The sequence below is a fragment of the Streptomyces sp. NPDC005423 genome (assembly GCF_040606415.1).
GTDB lineage: Bacteria > Actinomycetota > Actinomycetes > Streptomycetales > Streptomycetaceae > Streptomyces.
This window is the reverse complement of the sequence record NZ_JBEXET010000028.1, coordinates 84,236-101,504: the sequence shown is the minus strand read 5'-3', so window position 1 is coordinate 101,504 and position 17,269 is coordinate 84,236. Positions and strand designations below refer to the sequence as shown.

The window sequence follows — 17,269 nt, the reverse complement described above, 5'->3', positions numbered from 1 at the left end:
AGGCGGAGCATTGCCCGCGTACTGGATGTACTCGGGTGATGCGACAACGCGGCGAGGTGCCGTGCCGGGCGTCGCGAGCCGGTGAACCTTCCCGGCCACAGCACTAGCGCGCGGCGAGTTGGGCCCTGCCGCTGCTGAGGATGCGGGTGGCCCGCGGGAAGTCCTTGAGTTCGCAGGCCAGGATGTCCAGGGCCGGCGGCAGGCTCTGCGCGGGCACACCGCGCGCGGTGAGGACCTGGGCGGTCCAGCTGATGAAACCGGTGAAGAGTTCCGCGTCGCCGACGTACAGGGCGGTGGCGAGGAACTCCACGATGTGCGCGAGGTCTTCCGCGAGGCGCTCGCGCTGCGTGTCGCTGTAGGTGCGCGTGGCGGGGAACGCGTCCTCCAGCGCGGCGAACGCGGTGCGCACCAGGGAGGCGCTGCCGCGGGCGACCAGGGTGTATTCCTGGTCGGCCAGGTGCGGCAGGTCGTCGAGCTGCTGGTGGTCGGGGCGCGGGCGCGGCAGCGGGGACCGGGCGAGCCGGTCGGCCGCGGCGCGGGCGTCGGGGGCCCAGGCGTCGGCGCCGAGCAGACGGGCGTAGCGGCCGCCGGGTCCGAACGCGGCTCCGCCGACGAGCACGGGTACGCCGACCGCCTGGCAGGCGGTGATCGCCGCGTGGGCGGTGGGCAGCCGGGTCGCGATCGAGCTGGAGAGGGCGACCGCGTCGGCGTCGGTGAGGAGCAGGTGGGTGATGAGGTGTGCGGAGGGGACCTGGGCGCCGAGGTAGTCCACCTGCCAGCCGCGCAGTTTCAGCACCTCGGCCAGCAGGCGGGCGGGGAGCGCGTGCCATTCGCCGTCGACGCAGGCCACCGTGATCCGGCCGCGCGAGGGGTCGGTGCGGGCGGCGGGGTGCAGGGCGAGTGCGGCGACGACCCGTTCGTTGATGGCGGTCGCCGCGTGCTCCTGGGCCACGCTGAGGCGGTTGGCGGCCCACTCCAGGCCGACCTGGCCCTGCACCGGGGCGATCACGTCCAGCAGCACGCTCTCCGGGTCGGCGCCGTCCTCCAGGGCGCGCAGCACCGCGCCGGTGGCCGAGTGCTCGTCGCCGGCCGAGACGGCGTCCCACAGCTCGGCGGCCGACTGCCGGAGCCGGTCGTCACCGCTGGGCTGCGCGGCCCGGGTGCTCATGCGGTGAACCTGCCCCGAGGGTGGCCGTTCACCACATGTCGAGGACTCGCTGCGCGAATCCCTCACCTCATCGACTCGAAGAAGATTGTTGCCGTCCGACAACCATCTCTCACCCCCGTCGTCCGCGCAACCGGCTCCGGCCCCGCCGTCCGGAGGTTCGGGCGGCGCCGTGCGCGGCGCGCTGACCGAGGCCGACCGCGAGGAGACCCACGGGGTGCCGTCGCGGCGGCGGACTGGCGCAGAGGAGGCGGTCCGTGACACCCCCGGACTGCCCCAGGAGGCCGTCCTGGCCGGCGCGGCACCGGACGAGGACCGCGCCCTCGGAGGTGGCAGCCCGGGTCCGGGAGGACGCGGCCGGTGAGGAGGCGGCGGCGACCGGCGAACCGGCCTGTTCCGTACGGTTCCGCGCGACAGGGTTTGGCGGGCGCGAATCGGGTGAATCCGAGCAGGACGGTCCAAGGGGCGTTGCTGCGCCGATCACACTCGGTCGCCCCCGGAACCGGTACCGAACCGACCAGACCCAACCCATGTCTTGCGGAAGAGGTGAACGGGGAGCAGCCCGGACGTCCGTCCCTCCGCCCGCGAGACAGCGACACAGGGAGCCACCGTGACCGCAGTACCCGACATCACCCTCAACAACGCCGTACGGATTCCCCAGCTCGGCTTCGGCACCTTCCAGATTCCGCCGGAGGAGACGCGGGAGACGACCCTGGCCGCGCTGGAGGCCGGCTACCGGCACATCGACACGGCCCAGATGTACGGCAACGAGAAGGGCGTCGGCCAGGCGGTCCGGGACTCCGGGCTCGACCGCGCCGACGTCTTCGTGACCAGCAAGCTCGACAACGGCGCCCATGCGCACGACGACGCGCTCCAGGCGTTCGACCGGTCGCTGGAGGAGCTGGGCCTCGACCATCTGGACCTCTTCCTCATCCACTGGCCGCTGCCCGGCCGGGGCGACTTCGTGGAGACCTGGAAGGCGCTGGAGGAGATCTACCGTTCCGGCCGGGCGAAGGCGATCGGTGTCTCCAACTTCCAGCCCCACCATCTGCGCCGGCTGCTGGAGAGCACCGACGTGGTCCCCGCGGTCAACCAGATCGAGGTGCACCCCTACCTCACGCAGGACGACGTCAGGGCCGTCGACGCCGAGCACGGCATCGCCACCGAGGCCTGGTCGCCCATCGCGCAGGGCAAGGTGCTCGAGGACCCGACCATCAACCGCATCGCCCAGCGAGTGGGCAGGTCGCCCGCCCAGGTGACGCTGCGCTGGCACATCCAGCGCGGGGACATCGTCTTCCCCAAGTCCGCGACGAAGAAGCGCATCGAGGAGAACTTCGACCTCTTCGACTTCGAGCTGAGCGAGGGCGACCTCGGCGAGATCTCCGCACTCAACCGCGACGAGCGGACCGGGCCCGACCCCGACCGCTTCAACGGCTGACCACGGACGCACCGACAGCACCGCCGAGGGCTTTCCCGGGCGGTTCGCGAGCGCCGGGCGCGCCCGCCCGGCCCGCCGTGGGCACAAGTCAGCGGCGGGCGTGGGGAGTTCGGGCCGACAACCGACGCGCCGCGAAAACCGTCCTCGGTCACAGCCAGGTCGTGGCCGGCCAGATGATCACGGCCGTGGCGGCGAGGAGCACGACGTTGAGGGTGACCTGGCGATCCTCACCGGTGAGGTGGACGGCGGTCGCACCGACCTGCAAGAGCACGAACCCGGCGGCCGCCCCCAGCGCCAGCCAGGCCGCGACACCGGTCAGCGGCGGCAGGATCAGCCCGGTCGCGCCGAGTACCTCCACCGTCCCCAGCGCTCTGACGGCGGCCAGGGGCATGCGGTCGACCCAGGCCATCATCGGGCGGAGTCGATCGCGGCTGCGGATCACCTTCGTCGCGCCCGCGTAGACGTAGAAGAGGGAGAGCAGCCCGGCGAGGATCCAGTACGCGATGGTCATGATCCCTCTCCGCGGCCGGTGGCCGCGGGCGACCGGTGGGCGGCGCGGTGCCGCGGCGGTCCGGGGGTGTGCGGGGCGAGGGCAGACCCGGCCAGCGCGAGGCGGTGCGGGGTATGGCTGCCGTCTTCGAGGACGCGGGTGCGCGTGCTGCCCAGGACGATCGTCTCGCCGTCCTCGGGACCGACCACCCCTACGGCGGGGTCGGGCTGTGGTGCGCTGGTCAGCGCTTCGTCGGTCATGCGCCGAGGTAACCGCCCGGTCCGAGCGGCTGTCCAAGATCTGTTCCGCGCCGCCGATACCCTGTGGATATCGTTGCAGCGTGGAGCTACGCACCCTGGGCTACTTCGTCGCGGTCGCTGAGGAACTGCACTTCGGCCGGGCCGCCACCCGCCTGCACATGAGCCAGCCGCCGCTGAGCCGGGCGATCAAACGGCTGGAGACCGAGATCGGTGCCCTGCTGTTCGCCCGCTGTCCTGCCGGCGTCACTCTCACTCCGGCCGGGTCGGTGCTGCTCGACGAGGCGCGGGCGCTGCTCGGCCATGCCGACAGCGTCCGCGTCCGCGTGACAGCGGCGGCCGACGGCGCGGCCGTCACCGTGGGCATCCTGGGCGACGGCACCGACCCGGGAGCGACGAGGCTGGCCGCCGCCTACCGTCGGACCCACCCCGGCATCGACATCCGCGTCCGCGACACCGACCTGACCGACCCGACCTGCGGGCTGCGCGCCGGGCTGGTCGACGTCGCCCTGACCCGGGCGCCGTTCGACGAGACGGCTCTGACGGTGCGCGAGCTGCGCAGCGATCCGGTGGGCGCGGTGCTGCGCGCCGACGATCCGCTGGCCGGCCGCGACCGCCTGCTCCTGGCCGAGCTGGGCGACCGCCGCTGGTTCCGGTTCCCGCCGGGGACGGACCCGCTCTGGCAGTCGTACTGGAACGGCGGCGAGCCGCGCGAGGGTCCGGTGGTGCGCGTCGTCCAGGAGTGCCTGCAAGCCGTGCTCTGGAACGGCACGGTCGGCCTCGCCCCGCTCGGCCACGAGCTCCCCGCCGAGCTGGCCATGGTGCCGCTGACCGACATGGCGCCGAGCCGGGTGGTGGCGGTGTGGAACGAGGGTGACACCAACCCGTTGATCCGCTCCTTCGTCGAGATCGCGACAACCGCGTACCGCCGCTGAGCACCCGGCGATCGATCACGGACGCCGGCCGGTCCCGCCGATGTCAGGGGCGCGACGCGCTGGCGCAGCGGGGCGATTGTCGGCCACGGCGGTGGGCGCGCCCGCGCCGTTCGGTGGGAATCACGTTGCCGCTGATGATCCGGACGATTACGTTCGGCCCATGGCGGATGACGAACCCACGCGCGCGGCACGCTTGCTGGACGCGCAGGCGAAGGCCGAGCGGCTCTTCGCGGAGATCGGCCGACGCGGACTGATCGCGCCCGGCGAGGGCGAGCGGGCGGTGAGCGACCAGGTCCGGGACCTGGCGAACGAGATGTTCGGCACGGTCCGGCACTGGCACAAGCGGATCGTCCGCTCCGGCCGCAACACGCTGAAGCCGTACCGGGAGAACCCGCCGGACCGGGTGATCGGCGCGGACGACATCGTCTTCGCCGACTTCGGGCCGATCTTCGAGGAGTACGAGGCCGACTTCGGGCGGACCTTCGTGCTCGGCGACGATCCGGTCAAACACCGGCTGCGCGACGACCTGCCCAAGATCTTCGCCGCCGGCCGCGCCTTCTTCGACGCCGATCCGGACATCACCGGAGCGCGGCTGTACGCCGAGGTCGAGCGGCTGGCCGCCGAGTCCGGCTGGGAGCTGGGGGGTTGGCACGCCGGACACCTGGTCGGCGAGTTCCCGCACGAGACCATCGAGGGCGCGCACGTCGAGTCGTACATCACCCCCGCCAACGACACCCCGGTGCGCCGCACCGACAAGTCCGGACGCCGCTGCCACTGGATCCTGGAGATCCATCTCATCGACAGGCAGCGGGAGTTCGGCGGCTTCTACGAGGAGTTGCTCACCCTCGGCTGAGCGCTGGGCCGGTCCTGGGGCGGGCCGAGCAGGTCGCGGCCCGCGCGGCACACGGTCGCGCGGACCGCCTCAGGCGGCGAACGCGTCGGCGAGCCGCACGCGGTAGCCGTCCTGTTCCATCAGGACGACGACCACGCCGAAGGGGGAGGGGTGGTCGAGGTCGAGGGGGGTGAAGGAGTAGTCGACGGCGGCACGCACCGGCGCGGCCAACTCGCCGCCCGCCACCGGCTCCGGCGCGGGACGCCACTCGGGCCGGACGGAGCCACCGCCCTCCGAACCCCCGGGCAGCACCTGCTCCGTGTAGGGGAACCGGTGCAGCACATGGCCGTCCCTGGTCGCGTGCACCAGGTTCAGACACGGCTCGGGGCCGTCGGCCGGAAGACCGCAGAGGGCCGCCACATGCCGGGTCTCCCAGGCGAGCACGACCTCGTCGGCCCCGGCCGCCGCCGCCACGTTCGACAGCTCGACGATCCCGGTGACCGCGTCCTGCCCGGACCGCACCGGACGCAGCCACACCAGCCCGACCAACTCCCCCCGGACCAACGGCATGATGACCGGCCGCGGCTCCGCGCCCTCGGCCAGGTCCGCCGCGCACGCGCTCTTCAACGACTCGACCACTGTGTCCCAGACCCGCGTGTCCACGAACTTCTCCCTCGACAACCGCATGTGCACGACCGTGCACACCTTGCCATGCCGCGTTCCGGGACCGGTTGTTAGCCTGCACTGTGATCACAGTGACCGGCCGTCCCGTGCCCGGCCCGGCTCCGCGATGAGCGGCGCCGGCGCCTTCCCGCTCGGTGCCGCGACCACGCTCGCCGAGCTGGCCCGGGACCCGCACCCGCGGCTTGCGCTGCTGCGTGCGCGCGAACCCGTCTCCTGGGTACCGGAGTTGGGTGCCTGGCTGGTGACCCGGCGGGATCTGGCACTCGAAGTGATGAGGGACGCGGGGGCGTTCACCGTCGACGATCCCCGGTTCTCCACGGCGCGGGTCGTCGGGCCGAGCATGCTGTCGCTCGACGGGGACGAGCACACCCGGCACCGCGAGCCCTTCACGGCGCCGTTCCGCCCCCGGGCGGTGCACGACGGCTTCGCCGCGTTCATCGAGGGCGAGGCCGACCGGCTCGTCAGCACCCTGCGACCCGTCGGCGCCGGCGACGTGCGGCGGGCCTTCGCCGGCCCGCTCGCCGTCGCCGTGGTGACCGAGGCGCTCGGGCTGGTCGGCACCACCGCGGCCACGGTGCTTTCCTGGTACGACGCCATCGTGCGCTCGGTCTCCGACATCACCGCCGGACACGAGCCGTCGGCCGCGGGCACCGCGGCCTACGCCCGGCTGCGGGCCGCCGTCGATGCCACCGTGGCCGGCAGTGGCACGGCCTCCCTCCTCGGTGCCGCCGCCGTACGGCTGACACCGTCCGAGGTGGCGTCCAACGCGGCGGTGCTGATGTTCGGGGGCATCGAGACCACCGAGGGCATGATCACCAACGCGCTCCTGCACCTTCTCGGAAACCACGACCAACTCGCTCTGGTCCGCGCCGATTCGAGCCTGCTGGACGCCGCGATCGAGGAGTCGCTGCGCCTCGAACCCGGCGCGGCCGTCGTGGACCGCTACGCCACCCGTGACGCGGTCCTCGGTCCTGTCGCCGTGCGCCGTGGTGACCTCGTCGTCGTCTCCCTCGCCGGCGCCAACCGCGACCCGGCGGTCTTCCCCGCCCCCGACCGGTTCGACGTCCGCCGCGACAACGCGCGCCTCCAGCTCGCCTTCGCCCACGGCCCGCACTACTGCCTCGCCGCGCACCTGGCCCGCCTGGAGACCCGTATCGCCCTCAAGCACCTGCTCGAACGGCTCCCCGCCCTCCGCCTCGACCCGGCCCGGCCCGCCGCCCCGGAGGGCTTGGTCTTCCGCAAACCCCCGGCACTGCACGTGCTGTGGGACGTCGAGGGCGCGGATGACGCCGAGGACGGGGCCGACGTCGGCACCGGTCAGGAACTGTCGCGCTGACGCGCCTCCCTGGCCAGTTCCCTGAACTCCGCCCACTGGACGCGAGGCCGGTCCAGCCCGCGCCGTGCCAGGTAGCGGTCGGTCGCCCGGCGGGTGCGGCGCAGAAGACGGACGGCGTCGGCCGGGCGTCCGGTGCCCATCGGTTCGACCACCGTGGCGGGAATCAGGAGCCAACCGTCGCCGACCGACTCCAGCCGGCCCCGGACAAGGGCGTTGTGCAGGTGGTTCAGCCGCTCGTCGTGCCGGTGCACCAGCAGGGAGGCGGGGCCCGGGGCCGCCGCGCAGTCGGCGGGCAGTGCGAGCGCGTAGCCGTCGTCCGTCGGGACCGGGCGGGTACGGGCGAGGACCGGCGCTCCGGAGGGGGCGCGCGCCGCCAGCACCGCGCTCGGGAACTCGGCCAGCCGGGCCTCTCCCGGCAGCGGACGGCCGTTCCGCGCGACGGACCGCACCGGAGCGGTGGACGTCCCCAACGGCGGTCGTACGAAGGCCTGTTCGGGGGTGACGGTGATCAGCAGCCGCAGGTAGTACCAGTACGTCAGCGGCCGCAGCGGAGCGGCGACGTAGGACCGGCTGTGCGGCTGTCGCTCGAAGAGGGTCCGCGAGTAGTCCTCGGCACCCCGGGGGCCCGTCAGCACGGTGTCGGGGCACTCGGCCAGGCCGCCGACGAAGATCTGCGGGGCCTCGGCGAGGCCGCTGCCGGTGGGGTCGGAGAAGAGCAGGCCCACACGGCCGTCGCGGCGGATGTTCAGCGCCTTCTGCGCGAACGCCAGGGAGGTGGAGAGCAGCAGCGTCCCGTCCTTCTGGCGCCGGGCGGACGTCGGCCAGGCCAACGGCGTGCCGTCCCGGCCGAGGGTGACGAACTCACAGGTGCGGTACGCGTCCAGCGCGTCGAGCGGGACCGCGTCGAGTACGGTCACGGTCCTACTCCCCGTCCAGCGGGCCGCGCAAGGCCCGGCAGGCGGCGGCGTACCGGCGCCGGCCGACGACCTGCCACAGCACCCGGCCGATCAGCGGGGTCCGGCCGAGGAAGTAGGCGCGTTCCTCCGGTGTCGCGTCCTCCAGAATGGCGCCGAGCGTCAACAGGAGCCTGTTCCTGGGGATCTGCTCCAGTCCGCGGCGGCCCACCACATCCCACTCGGCGACCGTCAGTTGCGCGGCGACCAGTGGGAGCACCACCTCCTCCTCGTCGTCGAGGTGTTCGAGGAGCGCGGCGCGGTGTTCGTCCAGCGCCAGCGCCAGTTCCTCCCCGGCGACCGGGTCGGCGACCCGTTCCCAGGCGGACACCCACTCGGTGACGGCCTCGAAGCTCCGGTCGATGCGCTGGTGCTGCTCCTCCATCCGGTCGATCAACACCTCGTCACCGGCGGTGCGTTCGCGCAGCCACGGCCAGACGAGTTCGTCCTCGACCGAGTGGTGGCTGTGCAGACCCGCCAGGTAGGCGCGTACGTGGTCGGCGACCTTCGTGGCGCGAGCCGTCGCGCCGTCGGGCACGGCGCGCACCAGCCGGGGCAGGTACGCCGACTCGCGGCGGAAGGCGCGGTGGACCACGACCATCTCGTGGGTGTACGGGCGCCCGGCAACGGGCAGTTGGTCGGTCGTGCTGCTGGGTGACACGCTTGCTTGCTCCAACGATCAGGTACAGATACCGGCGACAGCTTTCAGGGTTCCGCCGTGCGCTTGGCGTCCACTTGGCACCCGTCTTGGCACCTCCACCGCACCCCAAGCAACCTCCCCGACAGGGCAGTTGGAGAGCTCGTTTATCGTCTGTTGACGGCGTTGGCCGACGGCTCGGGTAGATTCCCGCGGCGTGCTGCGTATTCGAGTCCTGGGTTCGCTGGGCGCCGAAGCCGAGGGAAGACCGGTCGCACTGGGAACCCCGCGGCAACGGGCCGTCCTGTCGCTGCTGATAGCGGCCCGCGGCGACGTCGTGCCCGTCGACCGGCTGACGGAGGAACTGTGGCGGGGGACACCGCCCGCCAAGGCGACGGTGTCCCTGCACGCCTACGTGTCCAACCTGCGCCGCTCCCTCGAACCCGGCCGGCCGCCGCGCACCCCGGCGTCCGTCCTGGTCACCGCTCCGCCCGGCTACGCCCTGCGGCTGCCCCAGGAGGCGGTGGACGCCTGGCGGTTCGAGGAACGGGTGGGCCGCGCCCGTACCGCGCCGGCCGAGGAGGCCCGCGAACTGCTCGCCGAGGCGCTCGGCTGGTGGCAGGGACCGGCCTTCGCCGAGCACGCCGACGAGCCGTGGACCGCGACCGCCGTGGCCCGGCTGACCGGACTGCGCGCCGAGGCCCGCGAACTCGCCGCCACGGCCGACCTCCGCACCGGACGGCCCGCCGAGGCCGCCCTCTCGGCCGAACTCGCCGTCCGGGAGAGCCCGTTGCGGGAGGAAGGCTGGCGGCTGCTCGCCCTCGCCCAGTGGGCCGGCGGCCGTCAGGCCGACGCCCTGGCCACCCTGCGCCGCGCCACCAAGCTGCTCCGCGACGAACTCGGCTGCGACCCCGGCCCCGCCCTGGCCGAGCTGGAACACGCCGTCCTCACCCAACGGCGGGACCTGCTCGGCGCGTTCACCTCGGCCCCGGCCAAGTCCGCGCCACAAGGAGCGGCTTGGCGTACGACGGCCGCAGCCGGGGCCGAGCGGAGCCGGCACCACCACGACCTCTTCGTCGGCCGCAGCGGCGAACTCCGCGCCCTGGAGGCCGCCGCCCGCACCGCCCGCCGCACCGGCGGCACGGTGCTGGTCACCGGCGAGGCAGGCGCCGGAAAGTCCGCCCTCCTCGACCGGTTCGCCGGCCGGCTGCGCTCCGACGGCTGGCGGGTCGTGGTCGGACGCTGCCCCGAGTCCGAGGGCGCACCGCCCGCCTGGGCGTGGGTGGAGGCGCTCGGCGCGCTCGCCCGCGACACCCCTCCCGCGCGGCCCGAGGAGCTCGCCGCGCTGCTGCGCGAGCCGGACGGCGTGGCCGCCGCCACCCGCGACGAGGCGACCACCGGACGCTTCCGGATGCACCGCGCGTTCGCCGCCTGGCTGCGTGCGGCGGCCGAGCGCAGGCCGCTCGCCGTCGTCCTGGAGGATCTGCACCGGGCCGACGGCGAGACCCTCGCCCTCCTCGAAGCCGCGGTCGCCGTCACCGGCGTACCCCTTCTCACGGTCGCCTGCTACCGCCCGGCCGAGGTGGGGGACCACCTGGTCAAGACCCTCGCCCACCTCGCACCCGCGGCCCCGCACCGGATCGCGCTCCGTGGGCTGCCGCCGCAGGACGTGGCCACCGTGGTCGACGCCGTCTGCGGCGAACCCGTCGACGCGCGGACCGTACGGGCGCTCTCCGACCGTACCGGCGGCAATCCGTTCTACGTCCTGGAGAGCGCCCGGCTGCTGGCCAGCGAGGGCGCTCTGGTCGCGGTCTCCGAAGTCCCGCAGGGGGTCCGCGACATCCTGCGCAGACGCCTCGCCCTGCTGCCCGCCGGTGCCCGAACCGCCGTACGGCTGGCGGCGGTTGCCGGTCTGGAGACCGAAGTGGCGCTGCTGGTCGACGCGGCCGACGCGGACGAGGACGAGGTGCTGGAAGGGCTCGACGCGGCACTCGCCGCTGACCTGCTGACCGAACCCGGGCCAGGGCGCGTCCGGTTCGTGCACGCACTGGTCCGCGACACCGTCTACACCGACCTCTCCGGGGTACGCCGTGCCCGGCTGCACGCCCGGATCGCGCGGGCGCTGCGCGTCCGGCGCCCCGACGAACTCGCCGCCCTGGCCCACCACTTCGCCCACTCGGGCAGCACCGCGGACGCCCCGCTCGCCGTCGACTACGCCCTGCGCGCGGCCGAGGCCGCCGAACGGCGCTACGCCCACGACGTCGCCGTACAGCTCATCGAGCAGGCGATCGAGGTGCACACCGTCGCGGCGGGCGGTCTCGACGCCCGACCCGATTCCGCGACCGGGCTGTTGGTGCGGCTGCTCGGCGCGCAGATCCGGGCGGGGTCCACCGAGGCGGCGCGGCGCACCCGGCAGCGGGCGGTCGAACTGGCCGAGCGGACCGACCGGGACGACCTGGCCGCCGCCGTCTACGGAGCCTGGACCGAACCCTCCCCCTGGCGGAGCAGGCTGGAGGGGTTCTACGACCGCACCACGCTGGCCCGCCTCGAGCGACTGGCCGCCGACACCGGCCTCGACGGGCCCACCCGCGCCCGGGTGTTGCAGGTTCTCGTCGACGCGGCCGGGGCCGAGGACGCGCCGCGCGCGCTGGACGCGGCCCGCACCCAGCTCGCCCTCGCCCGCGCCAACGGCGAACCCCGCCTGCTGGCCGCCGCGTTGATGACCTCCGCCAGGCTCCTGCCGCACGAGGCGCACACCGCCGCACGCACCCCGCTCGTCGCCGAACTGCGAGGGCTCGCCCACGACCACGACCTGCCCGCCTACCGCTGGGTCTGCGAACACCTCGACGGCATGACCGCCGCCACCCTCAACGACCCGGCCGCCGTCCGCCGGCACACCACCGAGGGACTCGCGCTCGCGCACCGCTACCGGATGCGGTGGGCCGAGGGCCTGGGCGCCGCTACCACGGCCATGCTGGCCACCGTCACCGGCCGGTTCGACGTGGCGGAGGCCGGGTACGCCGAGGCCGACGCCCTGCTCCGGCGCGTCGGCTCCCACCAGGCCCAGGGCCTGCGCACGCTGGGCCTGACCACCATCCGCCTCGCCCAGCACCGTACGGCCGAGATCGAGCCGGTGATGCGCGAGGTGTACGAGACCGTCGGCCCCGCCACCGGGGTCGCCCTCGCCCTCATCCTGGCGCGCCTGGGCCGACTCGACGAGGCCCGGGAGGTGCGCTGCCCCCCGGCCCCCGTCACGGACCACCTGTACGGCATGGAACTCGACTTCCGCGCCGAACTCGCCGTCATCTACGCCGACTTGGACAGCGCCGCCGCCCTGGCGACGCGGCTGTTGCCGGTCCGGGAACAACTCGGCGGCGCGGCCGGCGGCGCCTACGCGACCCGGCCGCTGGCCCACGCCCTCGCCGACCTGTACCGGCTGCTCGGCGAGGACTCCGCCGCGGCCGAGAACTACGCGCTGGCCGAACGCACCGCGCGCGCCTGGGCATCGCCCCACCTCGTCGACCGGGCGCGCCGGGCCGCCGCCGACCTGGCCCGGGACCGCGACCGGCGCCGGACCTTCGCGACCTGACGGCCGCGCGCCCGTGTCCCGGAGTTCGAGTGGTGACCCCCGGGACGCGGGCGTACGGTCGAGTGGTGGAACCGGCGGACTGACCGCCGGCCGGCCCCTCGCGGGGTTCCGGACCCCGGAGTGCGACCCCACCATGACCAGCAGCCCGCAGCCGGCCTCACCGGCACAGACCGCCGCCCCGGACTCCGGGGGCGGCGGACACGGCATGGCCCTGCTGGTCATCGCGGCCTGTCAGCTCATGGTCGTGCTGGACATCACCATCGTGAACATCGCGCTGCCGCACATCCAGAGCGCGTTGGGGTTCTCCACCACCGGCCTCGCCTGGGTCGTCAACGCGTACACCCTCACCTTCGGCGGGCTGCTGCTGCTCGGTGGCCGGGCCGGCGACATCCTCGGCAGACGGCGGGTGCTCGTCTTCGGCGTGCTGCTCTTCGTGTTCGCCTCGCTGCTCGGGGGACTGGCCCAGAGTTCCGGTCAACTCCTCGCCGCCCGCGCCCTCCAGGGTGTCGGCGGCGCCATCGCCTCCCCGACCGCCCTCGCCCTGATCAGCACGACGTTCGGCGAAGGCCCGGCCCGCAACCGGGCGTTCGGGGTCTTCGCCGGGGTCTCGGCGGGCGGCGGCGCGATCGGTCTGCTCGCCGGCGGGATGCTCGTGGAGTGGCTGAACTGGCGGTGGGTGCTCTTCGTCAACGTGCCGATCGGCATCCTCATCGTCCTCGCCACTCCCCGCTGGATCAGGGAATCCCCGCGCCACCCGGGCCACTTCGACCTCACCGGCGCGCTGACCTCCACCGTCGGCATGGTGCTGCTGGTGTACGGGTTCATCCGGGCCGCCCAGGAAGGGTGGCGGGATCCGTACACGCTGGCGTCGTTCGCCGCGGCCGTCGTCGTCCTCAGCCTGTTCGTGCTGGTCGAGCGGAGGTCCCGGCAGCCGATCACGCCGCTGCACATGTTCGCCGACCGCAACCGCGCCGGCACCTACGGGATGATGCTCAGCCTCTCCGCCGCGATCTTCGGCATGTTCTTCTTCCTCACCCTGTTCGTGCAGGACGTGCTCGGCTTCAGCCCGCTGGCGGCCGGGTTCGCGTTCCTGCCGGTCAGCGCTCTCATCGCGGTCGGCGCCGGGCTCGCCTCGCGGCTGCTGCCCCGGTTCGGTCCCAAGCCGTTCCTGGTGGCCGGCGCGGTCCTGGCGGCGGGCGGCCTCGGCTGGCTGACCCTGACCGACGTGCACTCCACCTACGCGGGCAGCATCCTGGGCCCGATGCTCGTCTTCAGCCTCGGCATGGGCATGGAGTTCGTGTCGCTCACGTTGATGGCGCTGTCCAACGTGCCCACCCGGGAGACCGGCGCGGCCTCCGGGCTCCTCAACGCCACGCAGCAGGTGGGCGGTTCACTCGGACTCTCCATCCTGGTCACCATGTTCGGGACGGCCGGCCGCAGCGAGGCGCGCCAGCAGATCCCGCGGTTCCTCGCGCAGGCCACCCCCGCCGAACGTCTCCGTTTCCGGCGCACCGGGCAGCTGCCGGCGCCCTGGTCCGACCAGGTCCTCACCGCCGGGGTGTCCGCCGCCTTCGTCATGGCGGCCGTCTTCACCCTCGTCGCCGCGCTGATCGCGGTCCTGGTCATCCAGGTCCGCCCCTCCGACCTGGCACGGCTCCAGGGCGGCCCGGACCCCGGCCCGGTGTGACCCGCGCGGCCACGGGGGCCTACCTGCCCTCTCGCGGTATCCGCTGCTCGAACCAGACGACCTTCCCCGTGCTCAGCCGGGTCGCTCCCCAGCGCAGCGCCAGCCGGTCGACGAGGAACAGGCCCCGGCCGCCCTCGTCGCCGGGCGCCGCCTGCCGCATCCGGGGCATCTGGGGCGAGTCGTCGGTGACCTCGCAGCGCAGCACGTCCGTACGCAGCAGCCGTAGCGCGATGGGGCGGCCGGCAAAGCGGACGGCGTTGGTCACGACCTCGCTGACCATCAGCTCCGTCGAGTCGAGCAGGGCGTCCAGGCCCCAGCGGACCAGCGCGCGGCGGGTGAGCCGCCGGGCCTGGCCCGCCGTCAGCGGGTGGGGGTCCAGGAACCAGTAGCCGACGCTGTCCGGCGGGAAGCCGGCGAAGCGGGCGGTGAGCATCGCGATGTCGTCGTCCCGGGCGCCGGGGACCAGGGCCTGCAGAACCCGGTCGCACAGCCCGTCCAGGGGAAGGGTGCCGTGCAGGTGGGTGGTCTCCTGGAGGTGGGCCCGCAACCTCTCGACGCCGGTGCCCACGTCCGTCGCGCGGGACTCCACCAGACCGTCGGTGTAGAGCACCAGGGTGGCTCCGGTGACCGCCGGCATCTCCACGGACTCGAAGGCGACACCGCCGACGCCGATCGGCGCACCGGGCGGTACCCGGAGCACCTCCGCATGGCCGTCCGGGTACAGCAGGACGCCGGGCGGGTGGCCCGCGCTCGCCATCAGCAGCCGGTGCGCGATCGGGTCGTAGACGGCGTAGAGGCAGGTCGCGATGTGGTCGCTGCCGAGCCGCTGGGCCTGTTCGTCGAGATGGTGCAGGACCTCGTGCGGGGGCAGGTCGAGTCCGGCGAGGGTCTGCACGATGGTGCGCAGCTGACCCATGATCGCGGCCGAGGTCATGGAGTGGCCCATGACGTCCCCGACGATCAGCGCGACCCGGTTGCCGGGCAGCGGGATCGCGTCGTACCAGTCGCCGCCGACCTGCGCGGTCTTCGAGGCGGGCAGATACCGGCTGGCCAGCCGGATCCCGGTCGGTTCGGGGAGCGAGGTCGGGAGCATGGTGTGCTGGAGGGTGTCCGCGACCGACGCCTCGTGGCCGTACATGACGGCTTTCTGCACGCCGATCGCGGTGTGGGTGGCGAGCTGGGAGGCGACGAGCAGGTCGTCGCAGGTGAAGACCGGACGGTCGGGGCGGCGCAGCAGGACGACGGTGCCCATGACGTGGTGGCGACCGCGCAGCGGCGCGACGACCAGTCTGCGGCCGGGCGGCAGCGCCCCCGGCGAGGTGGCCGCCCGGCCGAGCAGCTCCGCGACGGCGGGCGCGACGCCCGCCGCGTCACCGAACGCCGGCCGGCCGGCGAGCAGCAGCGGCGCGAGCCGGCCGCCGGCGGCCACCTCCACCCGCTCGGTGACGTTCGCGTACAGGGGGCGGGGCAGCAGGAGCGCGGTGCGGCTCTCCGGCGCCCGTTCGACGCTGTGCAGCTGGAGGACGACGGACGCGGCCGACTTCTCGTCGCCGACGGGCAGCGGATCGTGCAGATGGATCACGATCGCGTCCGCGAAAGCGGGGACGGCCGCCTGGCGCAGCTCCCGCAGGGTCTCGTCCAGATCCATCCCGCGCGCGATCCGCCGGGTCGCCACGTCGAGGTAGCGCAGCCGGTCGGTCTGCGGCGGGGGTGTCCCGCGCGCCCGGGGGGTGAGGTGCTCCGTCACGCGTCTCGGTCCCATCCAGTGGTCCGCCGTCCGGGACGGCTCGGCTCGGCTCAGTCCCGCCGGCGGCAGCAGAGGAAGACCTGCTCCTCGGGCGGCACGTCGGCGATGGCCGGGGCGTAGGTGTACGAGTCCTCCCGTACGATCTCGAACCCGGCGGTCTCGATCACCCGGCGCAGGTCATCCCGGAGGTAGCCGGAGACCCGGATGGTGTGGCCGAGGAACGGGATCCTGAAGTCGTCCACATCTGCCTCGACCATGGACAGGACGAAGAGTCCGCCGGGTACGAGCAGATGGTGCACCGTCCGCAGGGCGAGCGGGATCTCCGCGCGCGGCAGCATCAGCAGCGAGAAGAACGCCGCCACGGCGTCGAAGCGCCCCAGGTCGCGGGGCCCGCCCGGACGCAGCTCCGCCAGGTCCAGCCGGTGGAAGGTGGCCGCCGGTACGTACCCGCCCGCCAGCTCCACCATCCGCCGGGAGAGATCGACGCCGACGACGTCGAACCCGGCGTCCGCGAGCTGGAGCGAGGTCGGCACCCCGGTGCCGCAGCCCAGGTCCAGCACCCGGGAGCCCGGACGCAGGGCGCCGGTCAGCCACTCGCCGGCCGAGAGCTGCCCCTCCTTGTGCGGAAAGGCCTCGTCGTAGCGGTCGCCGATGGCGTCGAAGGCCTCGGCCTGACCTGCGCGGTCCGGCCGAAGTTTCTGGTACGCGGCCTCGATGTCACTGTTTGTCACGAAAGCAGCCTTTCGACGCGCATAGTGGATTCTCCCACAAGTGCGCGAGGAGCGGCCCTGGGGCGAGGTGGCGCAGGGGCCGCGCTCAGCCCCCGGGGGCGCCGGAGCGCAGTCCGTCCATGACGAGGTCGAGGAGGCGTCCGGCGCGGGCCTGCCAGTCGCCGGCCGGGTCGATCTGCCACAGCCCCGCGATGGCGAGGAAGAAGTCCTCGGGGGTGACGCCGGGGCGGATGGTGCCGGCCTCCTCGTTCGTCCGCAGCAGGAGATCGACGGCCTCCGTCACCGCGCCGTGGCCCGGGCGGGCCGGGGCGCCGGAGCCGCCGGCCGCGTGCCGCAGCGCACCGGCCAGACCGGCCTTGGCCATCGCGAACCGGGCGAGACGGTCCATGAACTCGCGCAGCGCCCGCTCCGGCGGACAGGTGTCGAGCAACTGCCGCGCAGCGTCCGCGACCTGGCTCATCTCGTGGCGGTAGACCTCCAGCACGAGGGACTGCCGGTTGGGGAAGTTCCGGTAGAAGGTGCCCTGTCCGACGCCCGCCTTCTTCGCGATCGCGCTCAGCGGCACCTCGCCCGACAACGTCAACTCCGCCAGGGCCACTTCGAGAATCCGCTCGCGGTTCCGCTGCGCGTCCGAGCGCTGGGGAACGTCGTTCGCTTCGCGCACTCGTCCTCCTTCCGGGTGTCCGGGACATCGGGGCGCGCCGGAGATCCGGACGGCCGGAAATCGCGGCGGGGTCGGCCTTGTGAAAGCGGACAGGTGTCCGTTAGGTTTCACAGGAACGGACAGC

At 73.7% G+C, this 17,269-nt stretch carries 14 protein-coding genes and 1 pseudogene; 6 read left to right on the top strand and 9 right to left on the bottom strand.

Annotation, left to right across the window (positions count from 1 at the left end):
• Positions 1 to 103: 103 nt before the first annotated feature.
• Positions 104 to 1,168, bottom strand: coding sequence for a B12-binding domain-containing protein (locus ABZT12_RS26435; RefSeq protein WP_356389022.1), 1,065 nt, complete (start codon positions 1,166 to 1,168; stop codon positions 104 to 106).
• Between the two features lie 607 nt (positions 1,169 to 1,775).
• Between ABZT12_RS26435 and ABZT12_RS26430 the strand changes: the two genes are divergently transcribed.
• Entirely contained in the window at positions 1,776 to 2,603 is an 828-nt protein-coding gene (locus tag ABZT12_RS26430) for an aldo/keto reductase (RefSeq protein WP_356389020.1), read from the top strand.
• A gap of 148 nt (positions 2,604 to 2,751) precedes the next feature.
• Here ABZT12_RS26430 and ABZT12_RS26425 read toward each other — a convergent pair whose 3' ends face one another.
• The gene (locus ABZT12_RS26425; protein ID WP_356389018.1) at positions 2,752 to 3,114 is read right to left on the bottom strand and encodes a DoxX family protein; all 363 of its coding nucleotides are present in this window, start codon (positions 3,112 to 3,114) and stop codon (positions 2,752 to 2,754) included.
• Between the two features lie 38 nt (positions 3,115 to 3,152).
• Positions 3,153 to 3,353, bottom strand: a pseudogene (locus ABZT12_RS26420) (cupin domain-containing protein); the annotation flags it as partial.
• Positions 3,354 to 3,433: 80 nt separating this feature from the next.
• Between ABZT12_RS26420 and ABZT12_RS26415 the strand changes: the two are divergent.
• Together ABZT12_RS26415 and ABZT12_RS26410 are read left to right on the top strand one after the other, a co-directional pair.
• Entirely contained in the window at positions 3,434 to 4,285 is an 852-nt protein-coding gene (locus ABZT12_RS26415; protein ID WP_356389016.1) for a LysR substrate-binding domain-containing protein, read from the top strand.
• A gap of 160 nt (positions 4,286 to 4,445) precedes the next feature.
• The gene (locus tag ABZT12_RS26410; protein ID WP_356389014.1) at positions 4,446 to 5,138 is read left to right on the top strand and encodes a M24 family metallopeptidase; all 693 of its coding nucleotides are present in this window, start codon (positions 4,446 to 4,448) and stop codon (positions 5,136 to 5,138) included.
• Positions 5,139 to 5,207: 69 nt separating this feature from the next.
• Here ABZT12_RS26410 and ABZT12_RS26405 read toward each other — a convergent pair whose 3' ends face one another.
• On the bottom strand, positions 5,208 to 5,804 hold the full coding sequence (locus ABZT12_RS26405) for a hypothetical protein (protein ID WP_356389012.1): 597 nt from the start codon (positions 5,802 to 5,804) through the stop codon (positions 5,208 to 5,210).
• A 103-nt stretch (positions 5,805 to 5,907) separates the two neighbouring features.
• Between ABZT12_RS26405 and ABZT12_RS26400 the strand changes: the two genes are divergently transcribed.
• Positions 5,908 to 7,137 (top strand): cytochrome P450, encoded by a 1,230-nt coding sequence (locus tag ABZT12_RS26400; RefSeq protein ID WP_356389010.1) that lies wholly within the window; start codon positions 5,908 to 5,910, stop codon positions 7,135 to 7,137.
• Here the strand turns inward: ABZT12_RS26400 and ABZT12_RS26395 are convergent.
• Positions 7,119 to 8,054, bottom strand: a complete 936-nt coding sequence (locus ABZT12_RS26395; RefSeq protein WP_356389008.1) for a pyridoxamine 5'-phosphate oxidase family protein — start codon at positions 8,052 to 8,054, stop codon at positions 7,119 to 7,121. The genes ABZT12_RS26400 and ABZT12_RS26395 overlap by 19 nt on opposite strands.
• A 4-nt stretch (positions 8,055 to 8,058) precedes the next feature.
• Entirely contained in the window at positions 8,059 to 8,751 is a 693-nt protein-coding gene (locus ABZT12_RS26390) for a hemerythrin domain-containing protein (RefSeq protein WP_356389006.1), read from the bottom strand.
• A gap of 193 nt (positions 8,752 to 8,944) precedes the next feature.
• Here ABZT12_RS26390 and ABZT12_RS26385 point away from each other — a divergent pair, with 193 nt between their 5' ends.
• Together ABZT12_RS26385 and ABZT12_RS26380 are read left to right on the top strand one after the other, a co-directional pair.
• Positions 8,945 to 12,316 carry a BTAD domain-containing putative transcriptional regulator gene (locus tag ABZT12_RS26385; RefSeq protein ID WP_356389004.1) on the top strand — a complete coding sequence of 1,124 codons (3,372 nt, stop codon included), beginning with the start codon at positions 8,945 to 8,947 and terminating at the stop codon, positions 12,314 to 12,316.
• 205 nt (positions 12,317 to 12,521) lie between these two features.
• Positions 12,522 to 14,003: an MFS transporter gene (locus tag ABZT12_RS26380; RefSeq protein WP_356389028.1), complete on the top strand. Its 1,482-nt coding sequence runs from the start codon at positions 12,522 to 12,524 to the stop codon at positions 14,001 to 14,003.
• Positions 14,004 to 14,022: 19 nt separating this feature from the next.
• Here the strand turns inward: ABZT12_RS26380 and ABZT12_RS26375 are convergent, their stop codons facing one another.
• From ABZT12_RS26375 to ABZT12_RS26365, 3 genes are all read right to left on the bottom strand, one after another.
• Complete coding sequence (locus ABZT12_RS26375) at positions 14,023 to 15,651, bottom strand: ATP-binding SpoIIE family protein phosphatase (RefSeq protein ID WP_356389026.1); 1,629 nt, start codon at positions 15,649 to 15,651, stop codon at positions 14,023 to 14,025.
• Positions 15,652 to 15,800: 149 nt separating this feature from the next.
• On the bottom strand, positions 15,801 to 16,481 hold the full coding sequence (locus ABZT12_RS26370; protein ID WP_356389002.1) for a class I SAM-dependent methyltransferase: 681 nt from the start codon (positions 16,479 to 16,481) through the stop codon (positions 15,801 to 15,803).
• Positions 16,482 to 16,566: 85 nt separating this feature from the next.
• Positions 16,567 to 17,145 (bottom strand): TetR/AcrR family transcriptional regulator, encoded by a 579-nt coding sequence (locus ABZT12_RS26365; RefSeq protein ID WP_356389000.1) that lies wholly within the window; start codon positions 17,143 to 17,145, stop codon positions 16,567 to 16,569.
• Between the last annotated feature and the right edge of the window lie 124 nt (positions 17,146 to 17,269).